This is a genomic window from Agrobacterium sp. 22-3639C2 (assembly GCF_053522105.1).
The window spans coordinates 955,772-971,513 of sequence record NZ_JBNWDB010000001.1; the positions used below are offsets into that span (position 1 = coordinate 955,772).

General features: G+C 58.3%; 15 protein-coding genes, 1 other RNA gene and 1 pseudogene. 7 read left to right on the forward strand and 10 right to left on the reverse strand.

From position 1 onward, the window contains the following. Nucleotides 1–4: 4 nt before the first annotated feature. Nucleotides 5–901 carry a tRNA (adenosine(37)-N6)-dimethylallyltransferase MiaA gene (miaA, locus tag ACQZ6D_RS04790; protein ID WP_065702370.1) on the reverse strand — a complete coding sequence of 299 codons (897 nt, stop codon included), beginning with the start codon at nucleotides 899–901 and terminating at the stop codon, nucleotides 5–7. Here miaA and serB point away from each other — a divergent pair. Next, nucleotides 900–1,790 carry a phosphoserine phosphatase SerB gene (gene serB, locus ACQZ6D_RS04795; protein ID WP_003513107.1) on the forward strand — a complete coding sequence of 297 codons (891 nt, stop codon included), beginning with the start codon at nucleotides 900–902 and terminating at the stop codon, nucleotides 1,788–1,790. The genes miaA and serB overlap by 2 nt on opposite strands. Further along, the gene (locus ACQZ6D_RS04800) at nucleotides 1,787–2,359 is read left to right on the forward strand and encodes a GNAT family N-acetyltransferase (RefSeq protein WP_065702369.1); all 573 of its coding nucleotides are present in this window, start codon (nucleotides 1,787–1,789) and stop codon (nucleotides 2,357–2,359) included. The genes serB and ACQZ6D_RS04800 overlap by 4 nt, the downstream gene beginning before the upstream one ends. 24 nt (nucleotides 2,360–2,383) lie before the next feature. Here ACQZ6D_RS04800 and ACQZ6D_RS04805 read toward each other — a convergent pair whose 3' ends face one another. The 8 genes and pseudogenes from ACQZ6D_RS04805 to ACQZ6D_RS04840 form a co-directional block, all read right to left on the reverse strand. Continuing rightward, nucleotides 2,384–3,133 (reverse strand): SDR family oxidoreductase, encoded by a 750-nt coding sequence (locus ACQZ6D_RS04805; RefSeq protein WP_065702368.1) that lies wholly within the window; start codon nucleotides 3,131–3,133, stop codon nucleotides 2,384–2,386. A gap of 89 nt (nucleotides 3,134–3,222) precedes the next feature. After that, nucleotides 3,223–4,767: a Do family serine endopeptidase gene (locus tag ACQZ6D_RS04810; RefSeq protein ID WP_003513113.1), complete on the reverse strand. Its 1,545-nt coding sequence runs from the start codon at nucleotides 4,765–4,767 to the stop codon at nucleotides 3,223–3,225. Between the two features lie 261 nt (nucleotides 4,768–5,028). Next, the gene (hflC, locus tag ACQZ6D_RS04815; protein WP_003513118.1) at nucleotides 5,029–5,952 is read right to left on the reverse strand and encodes a protease modulator HflC; all 924 of its coding nucleotides are present in this window, start codon (nucleotides 5,950–5,952) and stop codon (nucleotides 5,029–5,031) included. Nucleotide 5,953: 1 nt separating this feature from the next. Then, nucleotides 5,954–7,075, reverse strand: coding sequence for an FtsH protease activity modulator HflK (hflK, locus tag ACQZ6D_RS04820; protein WP_003513120.1), 1,122 nt, complete (start codon nucleotides 7,073–7,075; stop codon nucleotides 5,954–5,956). Nucleotides 7,076–7,218: 143 nt separating this feature from the next. Beyond that, nucleotides 7,219–7,437 (reverse strand): annotated as a pseudogene (locus tag ACQZ6D_RS04825) (dihydrofolate reductase); the annotation flags it as partial. Nucleotides 7,438–7,446: 9 nt separating this feature from the next. Beyond that, complete coding sequence (locus ACQZ6D_RS04830) at nucleotides 7,447–8,139, reverse strand: dihydrofolate reductase (protein WP_141680481.1); 693 nt, start codon at nucleotides 8,137–8,139, stop codon at nucleotides 7,447–7,449. A 125-nt stretch (nucleotides 8,140–8,264) separates the two neighbouring features. Further along, the gene (locus tag ACQZ6D_RS04835; protein WP_013636479.1) at nucleotides 8,265–9,059 is read right to left on the reverse strand and encodes a thymidylate synthase; all 795 of its coding nucleotides are present in this window, start codon (nucleotides 9,057–9,059) and stop codon (nucleotides 8,265–8,267) included. A 93-nt stretch (nucleotides 9,060–9,152) separates the two neighbouring features. Beyond that, nucleotides 9,153–9,461 carry a DUF2853 family protein gene (locus ACQZ6D_RS04840; RefSeq protein WP_003513125.1) on the reverse strand — a complete coding sequence of 103 codons (309 nt, stop codon included), beginning with the start codon at nucleotides 9,459–9,461 and terminating at the stop codon, nucleotides 9,153–9,155. 141 nt (nucleotides 9,462–9,602) lie between these two features. On the opposite strand from ACQZ6D_RS04840, the gene ssrA reads away from it, so the two are divergent. From ssrA to ACQZ6D_RS04865, 5 genes are all read left to right on the forward strand, one after another. Further along, nucleotides 9,603–9,975, forward strand: a transfer-messenger RNA (tmRNA) gene (gene ssrA / locus ACQZ6D_RS04845). A 229-nt stretch (nucleotides 9,976–10,204) separates the two neighbouring features. Continuing rightward, entirely contained in the window at nucleotides 10,205–10,717 is a 513-nt protein-coding gene (locus ACQZ6D_RS04850; RefSeq protein ID WP_003513127.1) for an SspB family protein, read from the forward strand. Between the two features lie 44 nt (nucleotides 10,718–10,761). Beyond that, on the forward strand, nucleotides 10,762–10,965 hold the full coding sequence (locus tag ACQZ6D_RS04855; RefSeq protein WP_013636480.1) for a DUF4169 family protein: 204 nt from the start codon (nucleotides 10,762–10,764) through the stop codon (nucleotides 10,963–10,965). Between the two features lie 116 nt (nucleotides 10,966–11,081). Then, nucleotides 11,082–11,291, forward strand: a complete 210-nt coding sequence (locus ACQZ6D_RS04860; protein WP_013636481.1) for a ribbon-helix-helix domain-containing protein — start codon at nucleotides 11,082–11,084, stop codon at nucleotides 11,289–11,291. A gap of 236 nt (nucleotides 11,292–11,527) precedes the next feature. Further along, on the forward strand, nucleotides 11,528–11,857 hold the full coding sequence (locus ACQZ6D_RS04865) for a hypothetical protein (protein ID WP_013636482.1): 330 nt from the start codon (nucleotides 11,528–11,530) through the stop codon (nucleotides 11,855–11,857). A 119-nt stretch (nucleotides 11,858–11,976) separates the two neighbouring features. On the opposite strand, the gene ACQZ6D_RS04870 is transcribed toward ACQZ6D_RS04865, so the two are convergent. After that, on the reverse strand, nucleotides 11,977–15,690 hold the full coding sequence (locus tag ACQZ6D_RS04870; RefSeq protein WP_448729630.1) for an AsmA family protein: 3,714 nt from the start codon (nucleotides 15,688–15,690) through the stop codon (nucleotides 11,977–11,979). Between the last annotated feature and the right edge of the window lie 52 nt (nucleotides 15,691–15,742).

The following is a 15,742-nucleotide window of genomic DNA, read 5'->3' on the forward strand; positions in this document are numbered from 1 at the left end:
GCCCCTACGGCTGGATACGTGCCCAGTCCGGCCCCATCTGGTTGCGGAACCAGGTCATCTGCCGCTTGGCATATTGGCGGGTCGCGGCCGCCGATTTTTCGATGACCTCTGCCTCACTCATACCGCCAGCCAGCATATCGGCGATCTGGGAAACGCCGATCGCCTTCATCGCTGTGGCATCAGGCGCAAGGTTCAGGGCGAGAAGAGCCCTCACCTCTTCCACAGCACCACTCTCCATCATGGTTTCGAACCGCCGATTGATGCGGTCGTGCAGCACGGGCCGTTCCGGCAGGACCACGAATTTCTCCGCTCGGTCCGGATCAACTATCATCGGACCACTGGCTTTTTGGAACTCCATGATCGACTTTCCGGTCGCCTCCATGACTTCCAGCGCCCGAACGATCCGCTGGCCGTCTCCCGGCTGAAGCCCCTGTGCCATCAAGGGATCGCACCGCGACAGTTCCGCGTGCAGGACCGTTGACCCCTCTTCGATCAGCCGGGCGCGCAGCCTCTCGCGTATGTCGTCAGGAATGGCTGGCATATCGGACAAGCCGCCCGTCAGTGCCTTGAAATAAAGCCCCGTACCGCCAACGATGACCGGAAAACGCTGCTGCCTGCGCAAATCCCCAAGCAGGGCGGAAATGTCCCGCAGCCATTCACCCGTTGAATAGGAACTGCTTGCCGGCACATGGCCGTATAGCAGATGTGGCACGCCTGCCATTTCTTCCTCGGATGGCCGAGCGGTCAGCACCCGCAGCGTGTCATAAACCTGCATGCTGTCGGCATTGATCACGACACCGTTCCGCTCCCGCGCCATTCGAAGCGCAAGCGCGGACTTGCCGCTTGCCGTCGGGCCGGTTATCAGGATCGCATCAAAATTCTCATCAAGGTTTTTCATCATGGCTTTCGTTGCCACGCTTATCGCCAATCCGTCAAATCCTGTTCTGACACCGGCCCTCGGCGAAGCGGCCGCCAATGCCGTAAACGCATCCGGTCTCTACTGGCTGGCCGATGGCATCGCCTGCGATATTGCCCTGCCCTCTGGCACCGATGCCGAACAGGCACGTGACGCGATTGCCGACGTGCTTTCGGGCCAGCCGATCGATATCGTCGTTCAGGAACAGGACAAGCGCCGCAAGAAGCTTCTGATCGCCGATATGGATTCGACCATGATCGGTCAGGAATGCATCGACGAGCTGGCCGCCGAAGTGGGATTGAAGGACAAGGTTTCCACGATTACCGCTCGCGCCATGAATGGCGAAATCGCTTTTGAGCCGGCGCTCCGCGAGCGCGTGGCGCTGCTGAAGGGCCTGCCAGTCTCCGTCATCGATGACGTTATCGAAAAGCGCATCACGCTGACATCAGGCGGCAAGGAGCTGATCGCCACCATGAAGGCGAAAGGCTACTATACCGCCCTCGTTTCTGGCGGTTTCACGGTCTTCACCGGCCGGGTGGCGGCGATGCTGGGGTTTGACGAGAACCGCGCCAATCTTCTCGGCGAGGCCGATGGCCAGTTGGATGGCACCGTTGCCGAACCGATCCTCGGCAAACAGGCCAAGGTGGATGCGCTGAACGATATCGCCGCAAAGCTCGGCATCTCGCCGGACGAGGCAATGGCGGTCGGCGATGGCGCCAACGATCTCGGCATGCTGCATCTGGCCGGCGCGGGCGTTGCCCTGCACGCCAAGCCCGCCGTCGCCGCCGAGGCGCAGATGCGCATCGACCATGGCGACCTGACCGCACTCCTTTACATTCAGGGTTACCGCAAGACGGATTTTGTCGTTCCATGATCATCCGTGAAACATCAAGGCTCATTCTGCGCGAGTGGAAGGAGAGCGACCGCAATCTGTTCCGCGAAATCAACGCCGACGAAAAGGTCATGGAATTTTTTCCCTTCCGCCGCAGCCATGCGGAAGCGGATGCGGTTCTCGAAACCATCAATGGCATGATCCGCGGCAGCGGTTACGGCTTCTACGCCATGGAACTGCGCGAAACCGGCGAGGTTATGGGATTTTGCGGCATATCGCCGGTCATGAACCTCGATCCGCCCTTCCCGCTCGGAACCATGGAAATCGGCTGGCGGCTCGCCACCCGTTTCTGGGGTCACGGCTATGTCACCGAGGCCGCGCAATCGCTGCTCGTCATGGCTTTTGACGAAAAGGAAACGCCGGAAATCGTCTCCTTTGCCGTCCATGACAACCAGCGTTCGACGCGGGTGATGGAACGTATCGGCCTCAAGCGTGACCCGTCACGAGACTTCGACCACCCGCGCGTCCCGGAAGACACCCATCCGGATCTGCGCCCGCATGTGACCTATGCGCTGACGCTCGCGGAGTGGCGGGAACGACGGGCGCAGTAGCGCCCTCGCCCGCCAGTTCGGCAATTATTTCACAGCCGCATTTCCGCCGTCGGCAAACAGGGCCGATCCGGCAACAAAGCTCGACATCGGGCTGGAGAGGAAAAGGGCGGCCTGCGCCAGTTCCTCCGGTTCCGCAATGCGCTTCATCGCATGCAGCCCTGCAGCCCACTCCTTCTGGGCCGCATCTCCCGCCATCGGCGTATCGACTCCGCCGGGAAGCAGCGCATTGGCGCGAATTCCCTTGAAGGCGTAGTCGGCAGTAATGCCCTTCACCAGCCCCATCAGCGCCGCCTTGGAGGTGCCATAGGCTGCCATGCCGGGTATGCCGGCGCTGGTGCCGACGAAGCTGGAGATGAAGACGACCGAACCTCCTCCCCGCTTCAACATCGCAGGGATCTGGCTGCGCACGCCGAGAAATGCGGAAGTGAGGTTGGCGGTGATCACGTGATCCCATTCCTCTACCGAAATCTCCGCAAGCGGTTTTGTTGCCCCAACGGCACCGGCATTGTTGACGGCGATATCGAGACCGCCAAAGACGGTCATGGCCGCATCCGTCAGACGGGCATGGGTTTCCGCAACTGTGACGTCACCCGCCACGGGGTGAACACGACCGCCGGCCTGGCGAATGGCGGAAGCCACGTCCTCGAGTGCCTCGGCACCACGCGCGTTGATAATGACGGCCGCGCCCTGTTCGGCAAACAGCCTTGCCGTCGCCCGGCCGATGCCGGATGACGCGCCAGTGATGATCGCAACCTTGTTGTCTAATAATTTCATATCCTTGGCCTCCTTTGGCGGAGACCGAGGAATAGAGAGCAAGCCGAACCACGGCCACCCGATTCCTGCCGAACCGGGCGAAAGAAGCTTTACTCCAGCGGCAGCGCCACGACGCGCAGATTGCCCTGTGCATCGGCAACCATCATATGCGCATTCTTGCGACCCTCGGATTTCAGGCCGTTGACACGCACAAGCACGTCGCCCGGAACCTCCATGAAGTCCTGTCCAACCTCGACGATGACATCACCCGCCTTCATGCCCTTCTGTTCGGCCGGCGAACCCTGATCGACGCTGGCGACAAGCACGCCTTCGACGCTTTCGGCAATGCCCTTCTCCGTCCGCAACTCGTTGCTCAGCACTACGAGGTTCATGCCGAGCACGCGCTGCGGCGCTTCGCGCACCTCCGGCGTCTGGTCCTGCGCCTGATCGTCGGAACCGCCCTTGTCATCAGGCACGACCATGCCGCCGTCACCGTCCTCGGCCTGCGGATCGTCGGTTGCGGCCTTTTCATCGGGCGCATCCTGCAACTGGCCAAGCTTTACCTTGACGGTCTCTTCCTTGCCGTCACGGAAGACCACGACATCGACTTCCTTGCCGACCGGGCTTTCCGCCACGATCCTCAAGAGGTCACGCATCTCGTGAATATCCTTGCCGTCGAATTTCAGCACGATATCGCCGGCCTGGATCGGGCCGTTTTCTACCGGGCCACCCTTGGCCACGCCGGAAATCAAGGCACCCTTTGCCGCTTCCATGCCAAGGCTTGCGGCCACGTCGTCGGTAACCGGCTGGACGCGCACGCCGAGCCAGCCACGGCGGGTTTCGCCGAATTGGATGAGCTGCTCAACGATATTCTGGGCGAGTTCCGTCGGAACCGCGAAACCGATACCGATCGAACCGCCGCTCGGCGAAATGATCGCCGTATTGATGCCGATCACCTCACCCTTCATGTTGAAGAGCGGACCGCCGGAATTACCCTTGTTGATTGCCGCATCCGTCTGGATGAAGTTGTCATAGGGGCCGGCATTGATATTGCGCCCGCGCGCGGAAACGACGCCGACAGTCAGCGATCCACCGAGGCCGAAGGGATTGCCAACGGCCATGACCCAGTCACCGATGCGCATGCTGCGCGAATCGCCGAACTTGACTGCCTTCAGCGGAGCCTTCGGCTCTACCTTCAAAACGGAAAGATCGGTCTTGGTATCAGTGCCGACCAGCGTTGCCTTCAGCTTCGAACCATTCGGGAAAATCACCTCGATGGCGTCTGCGCCTTCAATGACGTGATTGTTGGTGACGATGTAGCCAGCCGGATCGATAACGAAGCCGGATCCCAGCGAACTGACCTTGTCGCCGCCTTCCGGTTTCTGGTTGTCGAAATAATCCTTGAAGAACTCCTGGAAAGGCGAACCTTCCGGCAGTTTCGGCGGCACAGGCCCTTTGCCCTCGGTCTTGACGTTCTGCGACGTCGAAATATTCACCACCGCATCAAGAAGCGGTGCGGCAAGATCGGCGACCGATGCCGGCCCATGGCTCTGCGCCCATGCCGCAACCGGTGCCGAAAGGCTACCCGCCACAAGTGCGAAGCCCGCGACTGCGGCAATGCTGCTGCGAAAAGGCGAAAGAAGGGTCACGGCCATAAGCGTCCTCGCGTTTCAAATCGTCATTCCCTGCATATATCGTCAAAGCATAAGGCGGAATGATGAAGTGTAAAAATACCTTTTCGTGAACAGCACCGGCTGCCTTGCTCACTGCCTACAGCATCGGCGCGAAAACGGATATCCCTTTCCGGGCGCGAGACAACAGGATTTTGCCCCTTTCCGCTTTGCTGCCACCCAGCCATTCACTCAAAAAGAAAGGGCCGGTTAAAACCGGCCCCTCCAAAATCATTCGATCCGTTATCAATTTGCCGGCGGTGCGGCAGGTGCGGCCGGAGCCGTGGATGGAGCACCGTTGATGTCGTTGAAATAACGGAAGAAGGTCGAGTCGGGAGACAGGACCAGCGTCGTGCCGGTTCCAGACAGCGCGCTGGAATAGGCCGCCATGGAACGATAGAACTCGAAGAAGCTCGGGTCGCGCTGGAAAGCTTCACCGAAGACCCGGTTACGCTCCGCATCGCCTTCACCGCGCAGGACTTCGGACTGACGCTGGGCGTCGGATTCGAATTCCACGACCTGACGGTCGGCAATAGCGCGACGACGCTGTGCCGCCTCGTTACCGCGGGCGCGGATCAGTTCGGCTTCGGCCAGTCGTTCCGACTTCATACGCTCGAAGGTCTGCTGCGAGACTTCCTGCGTGAGATCGGTGCGGCGGATACGGACATCAACGATGCTGACGCCAAGCGATTCCGCATCGGGACGCAGATCGTCACGTACTTCCTGCATCATCGATGCACGCGCATCCGAAAGCGCCGATTCGAAGCCGCGAAGACCGTAGACCCGGCGCAACGATGCGTCGAGACGAGTGCGTAGACGCGATTCCGCCGACATCTGGTCACCGGAGACCGTCTGCCGGAAGCGGCGGGCATCCGTGATGCGATAGACCACAAAGGCATCAACCTCGTAGAACTTGCCGCCGGAAACCTGAACACGGATGTTGTCGTGATCGAAGCGCAGCGCCCGGTTCTCGATATATTGCACCCGATCGGCATCCATGAAGGCGAAGGGCAGCTTGAAATAGAGGCCCGGCGCCGTTTTTACGTCCTGGATCTGACCGAAGCGTACAACGATGGCCTGCTGGCGCTCGGTGACGACGAAGATCGACGAATAGGCCAGGAAAAGCACGGCGGCGAGACCGACGAGAACGGCCGTAAGACGGTTGCTCATATCAGTTGCCTCCCTGCTGTGCCGCGCCCGGATTGCCGCGCATGATCTCGTTCAGAGGCAGATAAGGCACCACACCCTGTTTTTCGTCGATGATGACCTTGTTGGAACCCTTCAGGACCTGTTCCATCGTTTCCAGGAACATGCGCTGGCGGGTCACGTCAGGTGCCGTGCGATATTGATCGTAGATGGAAATGAAGCGCTGTGCCTCACCCTCTGCCTCGTTGACGACACGAGATTTGTAAGCGTTCGCCTCTTCGATGATCTGTGCTGCCTGACCACGTGCGGCACCCAGCTTCTGGTTGGCGTACTGGTTGGCTTCCTGCACGAAGCGGTCCTCGTCCTGCTCGGCACGCTGCACTTCGTCGAAGGCGTCGGCCACTTCGCGCGGCGGCGCCGCGTCTTCGATGGCGACAGCATTGATGGAGATGCCGGCCCCGTATCCGTCCATGGTGGACTGGATGATGGTGCGCACATCCGCCGCGATCGCCTGACGGTTATCACGGAAAATGTCCTGTGCGGGACGACGGCCGACGATTTCGCGCATCGCGCTTTCGGAAACCTGCTGCAAGGTCTCAGCCGGGCTGTCGACATTGAACAAGTAGGATTTCGGATCGGAAACCGTATAGAGCACCGAGAACTGCACGTTGACGATGTTCTGGTCACCGGTCAGCATCACGCCGTTCGCGGAAGAAGACGAAGCGCGCGAACCGATATTCTGCTGCTGTTCGGTCACCTTGACGATTTCAACCGTCTCGATCGGCCACAGATGGAAATGCAGGCCGGGCATCGAAATCTCATCCTTCGGACGACCAAAACGCAGCTCCACGCCGCGCTCGTCCGGCTGGACGGTGTAGATGGACTGAATGCCGAGGAAAACCAGAACGACGAGAGCGACGATCGCAATCGCGCCGCCATTGAACCCGCCCGGCAGGACATTCTTGAAGCGGTCCTGGCTGCGCCGGATGATCTCTTCCAGATCGGGCGGGCCGCCATTGCCGCCGCCACCGCCGCGAGGCCGGTTAGGTCCCTGCCCCCATGGGCCGCCACCGCCACCCTGGTTGTTTCCGCCACCACCGCCGCCGCCCCAAGGGCCGCCGCCGCCATTCTGATTGCTCCAGGGCATCAATACCTCTTTATAAAAGCCTCTCCCGATCCCGTTCGAAAGCGATTGCTCGCGTGCGGCGGGAATATGGACCCGTTATAAGAAGGAGAAGCGTGTGTTTCAACGCAGAGGTGGTAACTAAATACCCAATCAGGGTAAATAGTTCACTTTGACGCGGCTCTGCGCAAATAAGTGGTGAACAGAACCGGATAATTGTCCTTTTCCCCGGCGGGAACGGCATTTTCCTCGATTTTTTCAAACACGGCGGGATCGATTTCCGGAAAAAAAGTGTCGCCATCAAGCTTTACGGCCACATGGGTGACGGAAAGTTGATCGGCAAACGGCATGGCCTGACGGTAGATTTCCCCGCCACCGGCCACGAAATTCCAGAACTACGCCTTCAATCGATCAATAAGATCGAGTTGCGCTTGTTCGATATTGCGCTCCTCTTTTACCAAATCGTCAGATGCATAGTCGTCCCAATGGCGGTTAAACATCGAGTTACTTTTTTTGAATTCCTCAATGAAGCGTTGGCGATGCTCATGCCTACGCCTTACCAAATAGGATATGCGAAAAGAGTAGTCATCGACCTCAGATTCAGGGAATTCCTTTTCGTATTTGAATATCCACTCCGCTGGATCAAAATCATAGTCAAACTTGGCATCCCCATTTATTGATCCAGTATTGACGTCAGTCAAAAATATTTTATTGATGTATTTATCAAAAATACCATATATATTTTCGCCGCCAATCACAAAAAACTGCTTTTTACCCATGCATATTGAGTAAAAATCAGCAAGCAAAAGCGCAGTTTCAGGATTTTGAGCCCATTTTACATTCTCAGTATCAGGAACATGGTCGCGAGAAAGAACAATATTTATTCGGCGCGGCAACGGACGGCCTAGGGATTCAAAGGTTTTTCTTCCCATTATAATAGCATGATCCAAGGTCAAAGCCTTGAAGTTCTTCAAGTCAGTACCAAGCCGCCAAGGCAGTCTATTTTCTATACCGATAATTCGATCAGGATAGCTTCTAGCCACCACGGAAACCGCGGATGGCATCTTCGCTCTTTTTTTATTCGACACGAATTTACCTTCTGACTTCTCACGTCTGGTACTTCATTCATACCAACGGCGTCTGTTTGTCAGAATTGGCGTCACATGACAACTCTCACCTTACCACCATACAAAACAAGGCCAGTCACCCCATTTTATACCGCGATCGGTGCCTTGATGGTTGAATCCGCCTCGTAGTTTTCCAGCGTAAAGTCTTCGAACTTAAAGGAGAAGAGATCTCGCACATCCGGGTTGAGGCGCATCGTCGGCAGGGCCTTGGGGGTCCGCGTCATCTGCAATTTCGCCTGCTCGAAATGGTTGGCGTAGATATGCGCGTCACCAAGCGTATGGACGAAATCGCCGGGCTTCAGCCCCGTGACCTGCGCCACCATCAGCGTCAGAAGTGCGTAGGAAGCAATATTGAAAGGCACGCCGAGGAAAATATCGGCCGAGCGCTGGTAAAGCTGGCAGGACAGCTTTCCATCCGAAACATAGAACTGGAACAGGCAATGGCAGGGCGGCAGCGCCATCTCGTCCACCAGCGCCGGGTTCCAGGCCGAAACGATGTGGCGGCGGGAATTGGGATTGGTTTTGAGGGCCTCGATCAAAAGCGCGATCTGGTCGATGTGGCGGCCGTCGGGCGCCGGCCAGGAACGCCACTGTGCTCCGTAAACCGGACCCAGATCACCATTTTCATCGGCCCATTCATCCCATATGGAAACGCCGTTTTCCTTAAGATAGGCGATATTGGTATCGCCCTTCAGGAACCACAGGAGTTCATGGATGATCGAGCGCAGATGCAGCTTCTTGGTGGTGAGAACCGGAAAACCTTCCGCAAGATCGAAACGCATCTGGTAACCGAAGACCGAACGCGTACCCGTGCCGGTGCGATCTCCGCGGTCGGAGCCGGTATCCATCACATGCCGGAGAAGATCGAGATATTGTTTCATGTGTTCTGCCGCCGATTCCCTGATATCAAGGGAATATAATAACACAGGGCGACAGAACCAATCACCAGCGGGTCGCTTATCCCCGCGAAAAAATCAGAGCGACTGGAGTTTGCCCAGTTCCTTGGCCACCAGATAATAAAAGGTCACACGCGACTTGGAGCGGTCTGCGGCCATGGCCTTGGCGGTTGCATCGATCGCCTTGTCGGCGCTGTCATCGGTCACGCCAAGCTTCTTGCCGCACCAGTTCGCCTTCACACGTGCAAGCTCTTCCGGATCGGAAGCGGACACCAGCGATGAATCCCGGTTGCGCAGGGCAATGCCGAGATGTTTGACGATCTTGCCGACAATCGCTTCGTCGGCTGCTGCGTCGTATTTCTTCACATCTGCGAGATAGTCAGTCATGTCCACTCCTTCGTGTGTCCCCGGCCCGGTGTTGCTTGTGGTGACCGGTTGTAGGGAGAATGTGTCAGCAATCCCTCGTCGTCAAGAATTGTCTAAATTGTGGGCGGCAAACACGAAATCTTTTCATGGAATTGTCATCGGCCCCTTTTCTCGGCCAAGGGAAACGCCTATATGAACCTTGCCGGGGCAACCCGGCTATGGCGATAAACGGTCGGTGTAATAAACCTATTGGACCCGGGGGCGGTACCCGGCGCCTCCACCAAAAACCGGCGGCTTTTCAAGATGAAGGCCGGCTTTTGATGGGGGCGAAATAGGATCGACAAGGGCGTAAAGATCGAACTTTTGCTCGGCATGATACCGCCGTTATCGGGTCACAAGTGTAGTTGCAAATGACAACAACGCTAAGGAATACGCTCTCGCTGCCTAATGGCGGTGCGGGAATTCCGCTCTAAAGTCCTCACGGTTAGCCCCGTGAGGCGGGGTTCGGAGGTACCTGGCAACAGAAACCTCCACCTTCTCCATTTTGCCTGAATTGGTTATATGATAGCTGACTTGCACACAGCATCGGCTTTTCCGTTGCTGCCGTTCAGGACATTGCGTATACTTGGGTAATGCGTAGCCGCCAGGATCGAAATTGATCCCGGCTTGCGGATTACGCAAAGATTCAAAGTGTTACAGCGTCCTTGGCGCACTTGGTGCGCAGCGCTTTAAAAGACGTTCGAATAAGGGAAAGACAGGACCGCATGGGGCAGGATCATATCCGTTACGACATTCTCGCACAGGATGCCCTTCGCGGCGTTATTCGCAAAGTTTTGGGTGAAGTGGCCGCAACCGGCCGCCTGCCCGGCGACCACCATTTCTTCATAACATTTCTGACCGGCGCGCCCGGTGTGCGGATTTCGCAGCACCTCAAGTCCAAATATGCCGAGCAGATGACCATCGTCATCCAGCATCAGTTCTGGGACCTGAAAGTGACGGAGATCGGCTTTGAAATCGGCCTGTCCTTCTCGGATACGCCGGAAAAGCTGGTTGTTCCCTATAACGCCATCAGAGGTTTCTACGATCCTTCCGTCAATTTCGAGCTTGAGTTCGATGTACCCCTGGCAGACGAGGAAGAGCTGGAAGAGGCCGAAATCACCGCCTATCCCGTTTCCCATGAGGCAAAGCCGGCTACAACGTCCGAGACGCCCAAGTCCGGTGAGGAAAAGAAGGAAGGCTCTGTCGTTTCTCTGGACGCCTTCCGCAAGAAGCAATAACGGCTTTTTGCCCGACCGCGCGAAGCTCAAGGAGACATATCCGCATGGCCGCCGATATCGTCAATCTGCGTCAGTTCCGGAAGCAGAAAGCCCGTAGCGAAAAAGAAAAACAGGCGGATCAGAACCGCCTGTCCTTCGGTCGCACCAAAGCGGAAAAAAACCTCACATCGGCCCTTAACGAAAAAGCCGCAAAGGCGCTCGATCAGGGGCGGCTTGAAAAGGACGATGACAGGACCGACAGGGATTGAAGAGCCGGCCTGCCAGGGCAAGCTTTCGGAAGACCGGAAAAAACACCGCTAAACAGAGGCTTGCAGGCACGACATGATTCAGATTCCCAACCGGACCAGCCGGAGAGATTGATCTGATGATCCGCAAGCACTCCACGACATTGCACGGCCACCGCACCAGCATTTCACTCGAGGATGCCTTCTGGGACGAGCTGAAAATCATCGCCGAAAAGCGCAAGATCAGTTTCGCCGCCCTGCTTGCGGAAATAGACGACAACCGGCCAGCCGACAGCAATCTGTCCTCATCCCTTCGGGTCCATGTACTGAATTGGCTGAAGAGCAAGTGAGCTTGCTGCAAGGTGGCATCGAAAGATGACACTGCAGCGGCGCGCATATGCGCCGGCTCATATCCAGCCATTCTCCGACTACAAACATTCTTGCCGAAAACTCATAATGCCGTGAAAGCATTCATTAAACATTAGCGCGCTAATTTGTACTGCAAGGCGCTTCAGTACTGCGTAGCCTTGCTTTCAGATTTGTATTTCAAGCTTTTCCTTTCCGACCGCACGCCACGAGGCGACCCATGGTTTCCGCCGCTTCGGGAACGAGCATCGCTGTTTCCGTCCTCTCCTCTTCATCCACCTCGTCTTCAAGCGTTGCCGAACTGAAATCGCAGATTGCCGAAAAGCAGTCAGAACTCGCCCAGACCTCCGAAGCGAAAGCACAGGAAGAACTGAAGAGTACTATTGCATCACTGCAAGCGCAGCTCGAGGCACTCGAAAACAGCTCCGACAAATCGGCTTCCTCAAGCAACAGCGCGGACAAGCCCAGCCTGTCGGGGGAAAGCAGCAGGATCGGCACCAAGAATTTTGATGCCGACACGCCCTTCGGCGAGCGTGAAGCCTGGATTTAACAGGCTAACGGATAATTTTGGCAAAGTGGTCGAAGCGGCAGCTGTCCGGACCGCGTCAAAATTCGCCCTGAGACACGGGCTCTAACCTCTCCCCAAAACGCGCCGTCGTCGCGGCAAACTTACGGATTGGCCGGCGCGTTTTCGGGCGCCAGTTGCCTGATCGCATCTTCAGTTGGAGGCACCGTCAGGGCCGGCGTTGATTGCCGCTCGGGAACAGGTTGCTGCTGTTGCTGTTGCTGTTGCTGTTGCAACCGCTCCTGCTGTTCCTTTTCCTGCCGCAGACGCTCCTCTGCCGCCGCCTTGAGGCGCGCCTCCTCTTCGGCCTTGGCCTTGGCTTCCGCCTCCACCCGTTCCTTTTCAGCCTGACGTTCAGCCGCCTGAGAACGATAAAGCGCCGTTTCACGACGCAGGCGCTGCTTTTCGAGAACGCTGGCCTGCATGGCCTCGACGCGACGGCGTTCCTTTTCAAAAGCCCGGAGTGACAGATAATTGCCGAGCGCCGAAACATCGGTCGTCAAAGCCGGTGCGGCGAGCGGACCGTTATAGTTGAGACGCAGCGACGGTTCGGCGCCAGCAACCACTTCGGTGCCGGGATTGAAGATAAGATCGAGATCGCCATTCACGGTCGATGCTGCAATATCGACCGTCGCATCTCCGGTAAGCGTCACCGGATCGATCCCGGCGCGCAAATTCTGGAAGTGCAGCGCGCCGCCATTCAGGGTGAATGGCAGGGCTACGTTGCCGAGCGGTATTTCGCCCTGCCACAGGCTCTGATCCACCAGCGGCCGAACCTTTGGCGCGTCGATCGGCTGCTGCAAGCCTTCCGCCGCCTGCAGGATCGGCGGAAAGGCGCCGGGATTAAGCCCTTTGAGCACAAGCCCGCTGGCGCGCACTTCCCCCGAGCCACCTGCCGATTTCAAAATTTCACCAACGCTTTTGCCCGTCGATTCGGCGGTCAGATCGATCGCCACCCGGCCCGTCGCGACCGGGCCGTTGGCATTCGCCCACAATATCGACTCGGGATTGGCGTCGTTCACCGCAATCTTGGTGCGGAAAATGCCCGCTCCCTCGCCTGTGGACATGGCAAGCCGCCCGGTCAGCTTTCCGCCCATGAAGGTGCCGGCGATATCGTCAAGCGCGAGATTGCCATCATCATGCGTGACCTTGGTCGACAGACCCGTGACCGTTCCGAAGGGACCGGCCTCGAAACTTTCCGCTTTCAGCGACAGCGTGGCCTTGAGTTGCGGGAAAGCCGGCATGGCCAGCGGCTTGGCGTTGAGCGTGCCCGTCTCCGGGTCGATCACCGGTCCGTAGATCGCATCTCCGAGCCACGCAAGATCGACGGTCCGAAGGGCAAGATCACCGGTGACGGAATGCGGGGCCGCGCGCTGGAACGCCAGACTGCCCGAGAAGGGGTTGCCGCCCGCCTGCCCGCCGAGGGCGGAAAACGCAATCTTCTGCGCATCCACCGCCATTTTTCCGTTCGCCTTCAGCGCCATGCCACCACCAAGCTGCGGCAGGCCAACGGCGTTCATGATGAGATAGGGCTCTATATCAGCGCTTTCGAGCGCCAGATCCGCACTACCCTCGCCGAAATTGGCGGCGGCAACGGCAAAGGACCCGATCATCGAGAAATGCGTGCGCTCCGTCGAGAAACGGATATCGGTCTGGACGGGAGAACCGAGCGTGCCGTTGAGCTTGACGGAAAGCAGCCCTTCGCCGTCGGCATCGAACGGCAGGGGATCAAGCCCTGCCTGCCCGAACAGGATCGCCGTCGACTGGTTTTTCAAAACCCCTTCCAGCGACATCGCCGTATCATCGGTGATGGACAGGAAATCCGGCATCTTGGCCACGGCCGACAGACGGCTGCCGTTGACTGTGCCGGAAACGGCGACATTGGCGCCGCCATTTTCGCTGTTGACCGAAACATCCATGGCAAGGTCGGAATTGGCGTACCACGGCGAACTCGCCGCCAGACGGCTGAGGAACGGATGACCAGGCAATTTCTGCTGCAGCATGGCGAAGAACGGCTGCATGTCTGTCGCATGCAGGTTCACCGTGCCCTTGCCCGCATATTTCAGCAACGACCCCTGCAACTGCCCTTTCGCCTTGACTTCGGCACCGGCGATATCGCCAGCCGTCATCTTTTCAAGCGAGAGAACGCCGCCCGCCATGGTGAAGGCAGTTTCCACATGATTTGCAGTTACACCGGCCATGTTGAACCGGTCGGCCTTGAACTTGGCGTCAATGCGATGGTCGAGAACAGAACTTCCGACCTGATCGCCGAGCGCCAGGCTGCCAAGCGCCTTCAGGGCGTCGAGATCAATCTCGTTACCGGCAAGATCGATCGAAAGATTGGAAGCCTTGCCGTCAGAGCGCCGTTCCAGCTTACCCTTCAGAGAGGCGTCGCCAATGGCAAGCTCGAGATTGTCGAAACGCTGGTTCAGCGTCGTCAGCGAGACGTCGGCGGAAAAACCGGCTGCATTGAGCTGGCGGATCGCCGGATCGACAGAACCGGAAAGCCAGTTTGCCAGCCCGGATGGCTGGTTGGAGGCAACGAGCAGATTGCCGTTGAAAGCGGGACCATCCAGCAGCGTCAGGGAACCTTTGGCTTCCAGCTGCGTCCTGCCGGGCAGCGTTGCCACGGCGTTAACCACCTGCCAGCCGCTGCCATCAGGGCGCACGTCCAGCCGGATGTCACGAATGGTCGTGTCGTCGGAAACCAGCGCCGGTAGGCTGATGCTGGCCTTGCCCGGGACCGGCGGAACCGGAATGCGGGCGACCATGGCGGCAAATGCCTCGATGCGCTGGCGCACGGAGGCGGTGGGCTGGCGCGAGGTCTTGCCGGTCTGCACGACGGGCGGTGCGAAACGATTGACGTCAATCTGCTGGCCATCCGCCGTCAGCAGGAATTCCGGCTTGGCCCCGGTATCCAGCGTTGCCTCGCCGGTCACGACGTAAGGATTTTCGTTGCCGCCGAGCTCCATGCGGTAGCTCGGTATGCGCACGCTTTCATTCGTCAGTTCGAAGCTGCCGCGGGTGCGCGGCGACGAGAACAGCGATTGCCCGCCCTGCTGCTTCTGTTTTTGGCCTTCACGGAAACTGAAGGCGAAGGAACCGCTATAGGCGGGTTTTCCCGCAGTCGCGGCAATCGCACCGTCCAGATCGACCTCAACCGGATGTTCATCCGGCACCACGCGAATCCGCAGGCCCATGCGCCCATTGGTATAATCCGGCTCACTGCTGGACAGCGAGAATGAGCCTGGATGCCCGTCAACGGCGGCGCGCCCTTCCGCCTTCCATGGTCCGGCCAGCGAATTGGCGGACATGTCGGCGTTAAGACCCGTCACAACACGGTTGCGGCCGGATTGCTCATCGATGAATTCGATCTGCCCGCCTTCGATCTGCACACTTTCCAGAACCACGGTGCGGGCTGGAATTTCCGCCCGGCTGCCGCGCATCCAGTCCAGAGTGCCGTCCTTCAAAAGCCGGATCTTGGCCTTGGGTTCCTCGATGCGCATGTCGAAGATACGCGCTTCACCGGAAAGGAAAGGCGCCAACTCGGCATCCATGGAAAAACGCGCCACCTGAATGAGCGGCGATCCGTCCGCATCCGTTCCTGCGCGCACGTCATGCAGCGTCACCGAAGGGAAAGGGAGAAGCCGGGCTTCGACGCGACCGTGCACCACCACCTTCTTGCCCAGAATGCGGCTTGCCTGATCTTCGAAATCGCGGCGGAAATCCGTCCAGTCAACGAAATAGGGAATGAGCAGCGCTGAAAACAGCACCACGGCCAGCAGTCCGCCCAGAAAAACCAGAATACGCCCGAGCACTGAACTGCTTCTCCCTTCGCGAACGCTGCAAACCTATTCTTATTTGCCTTAA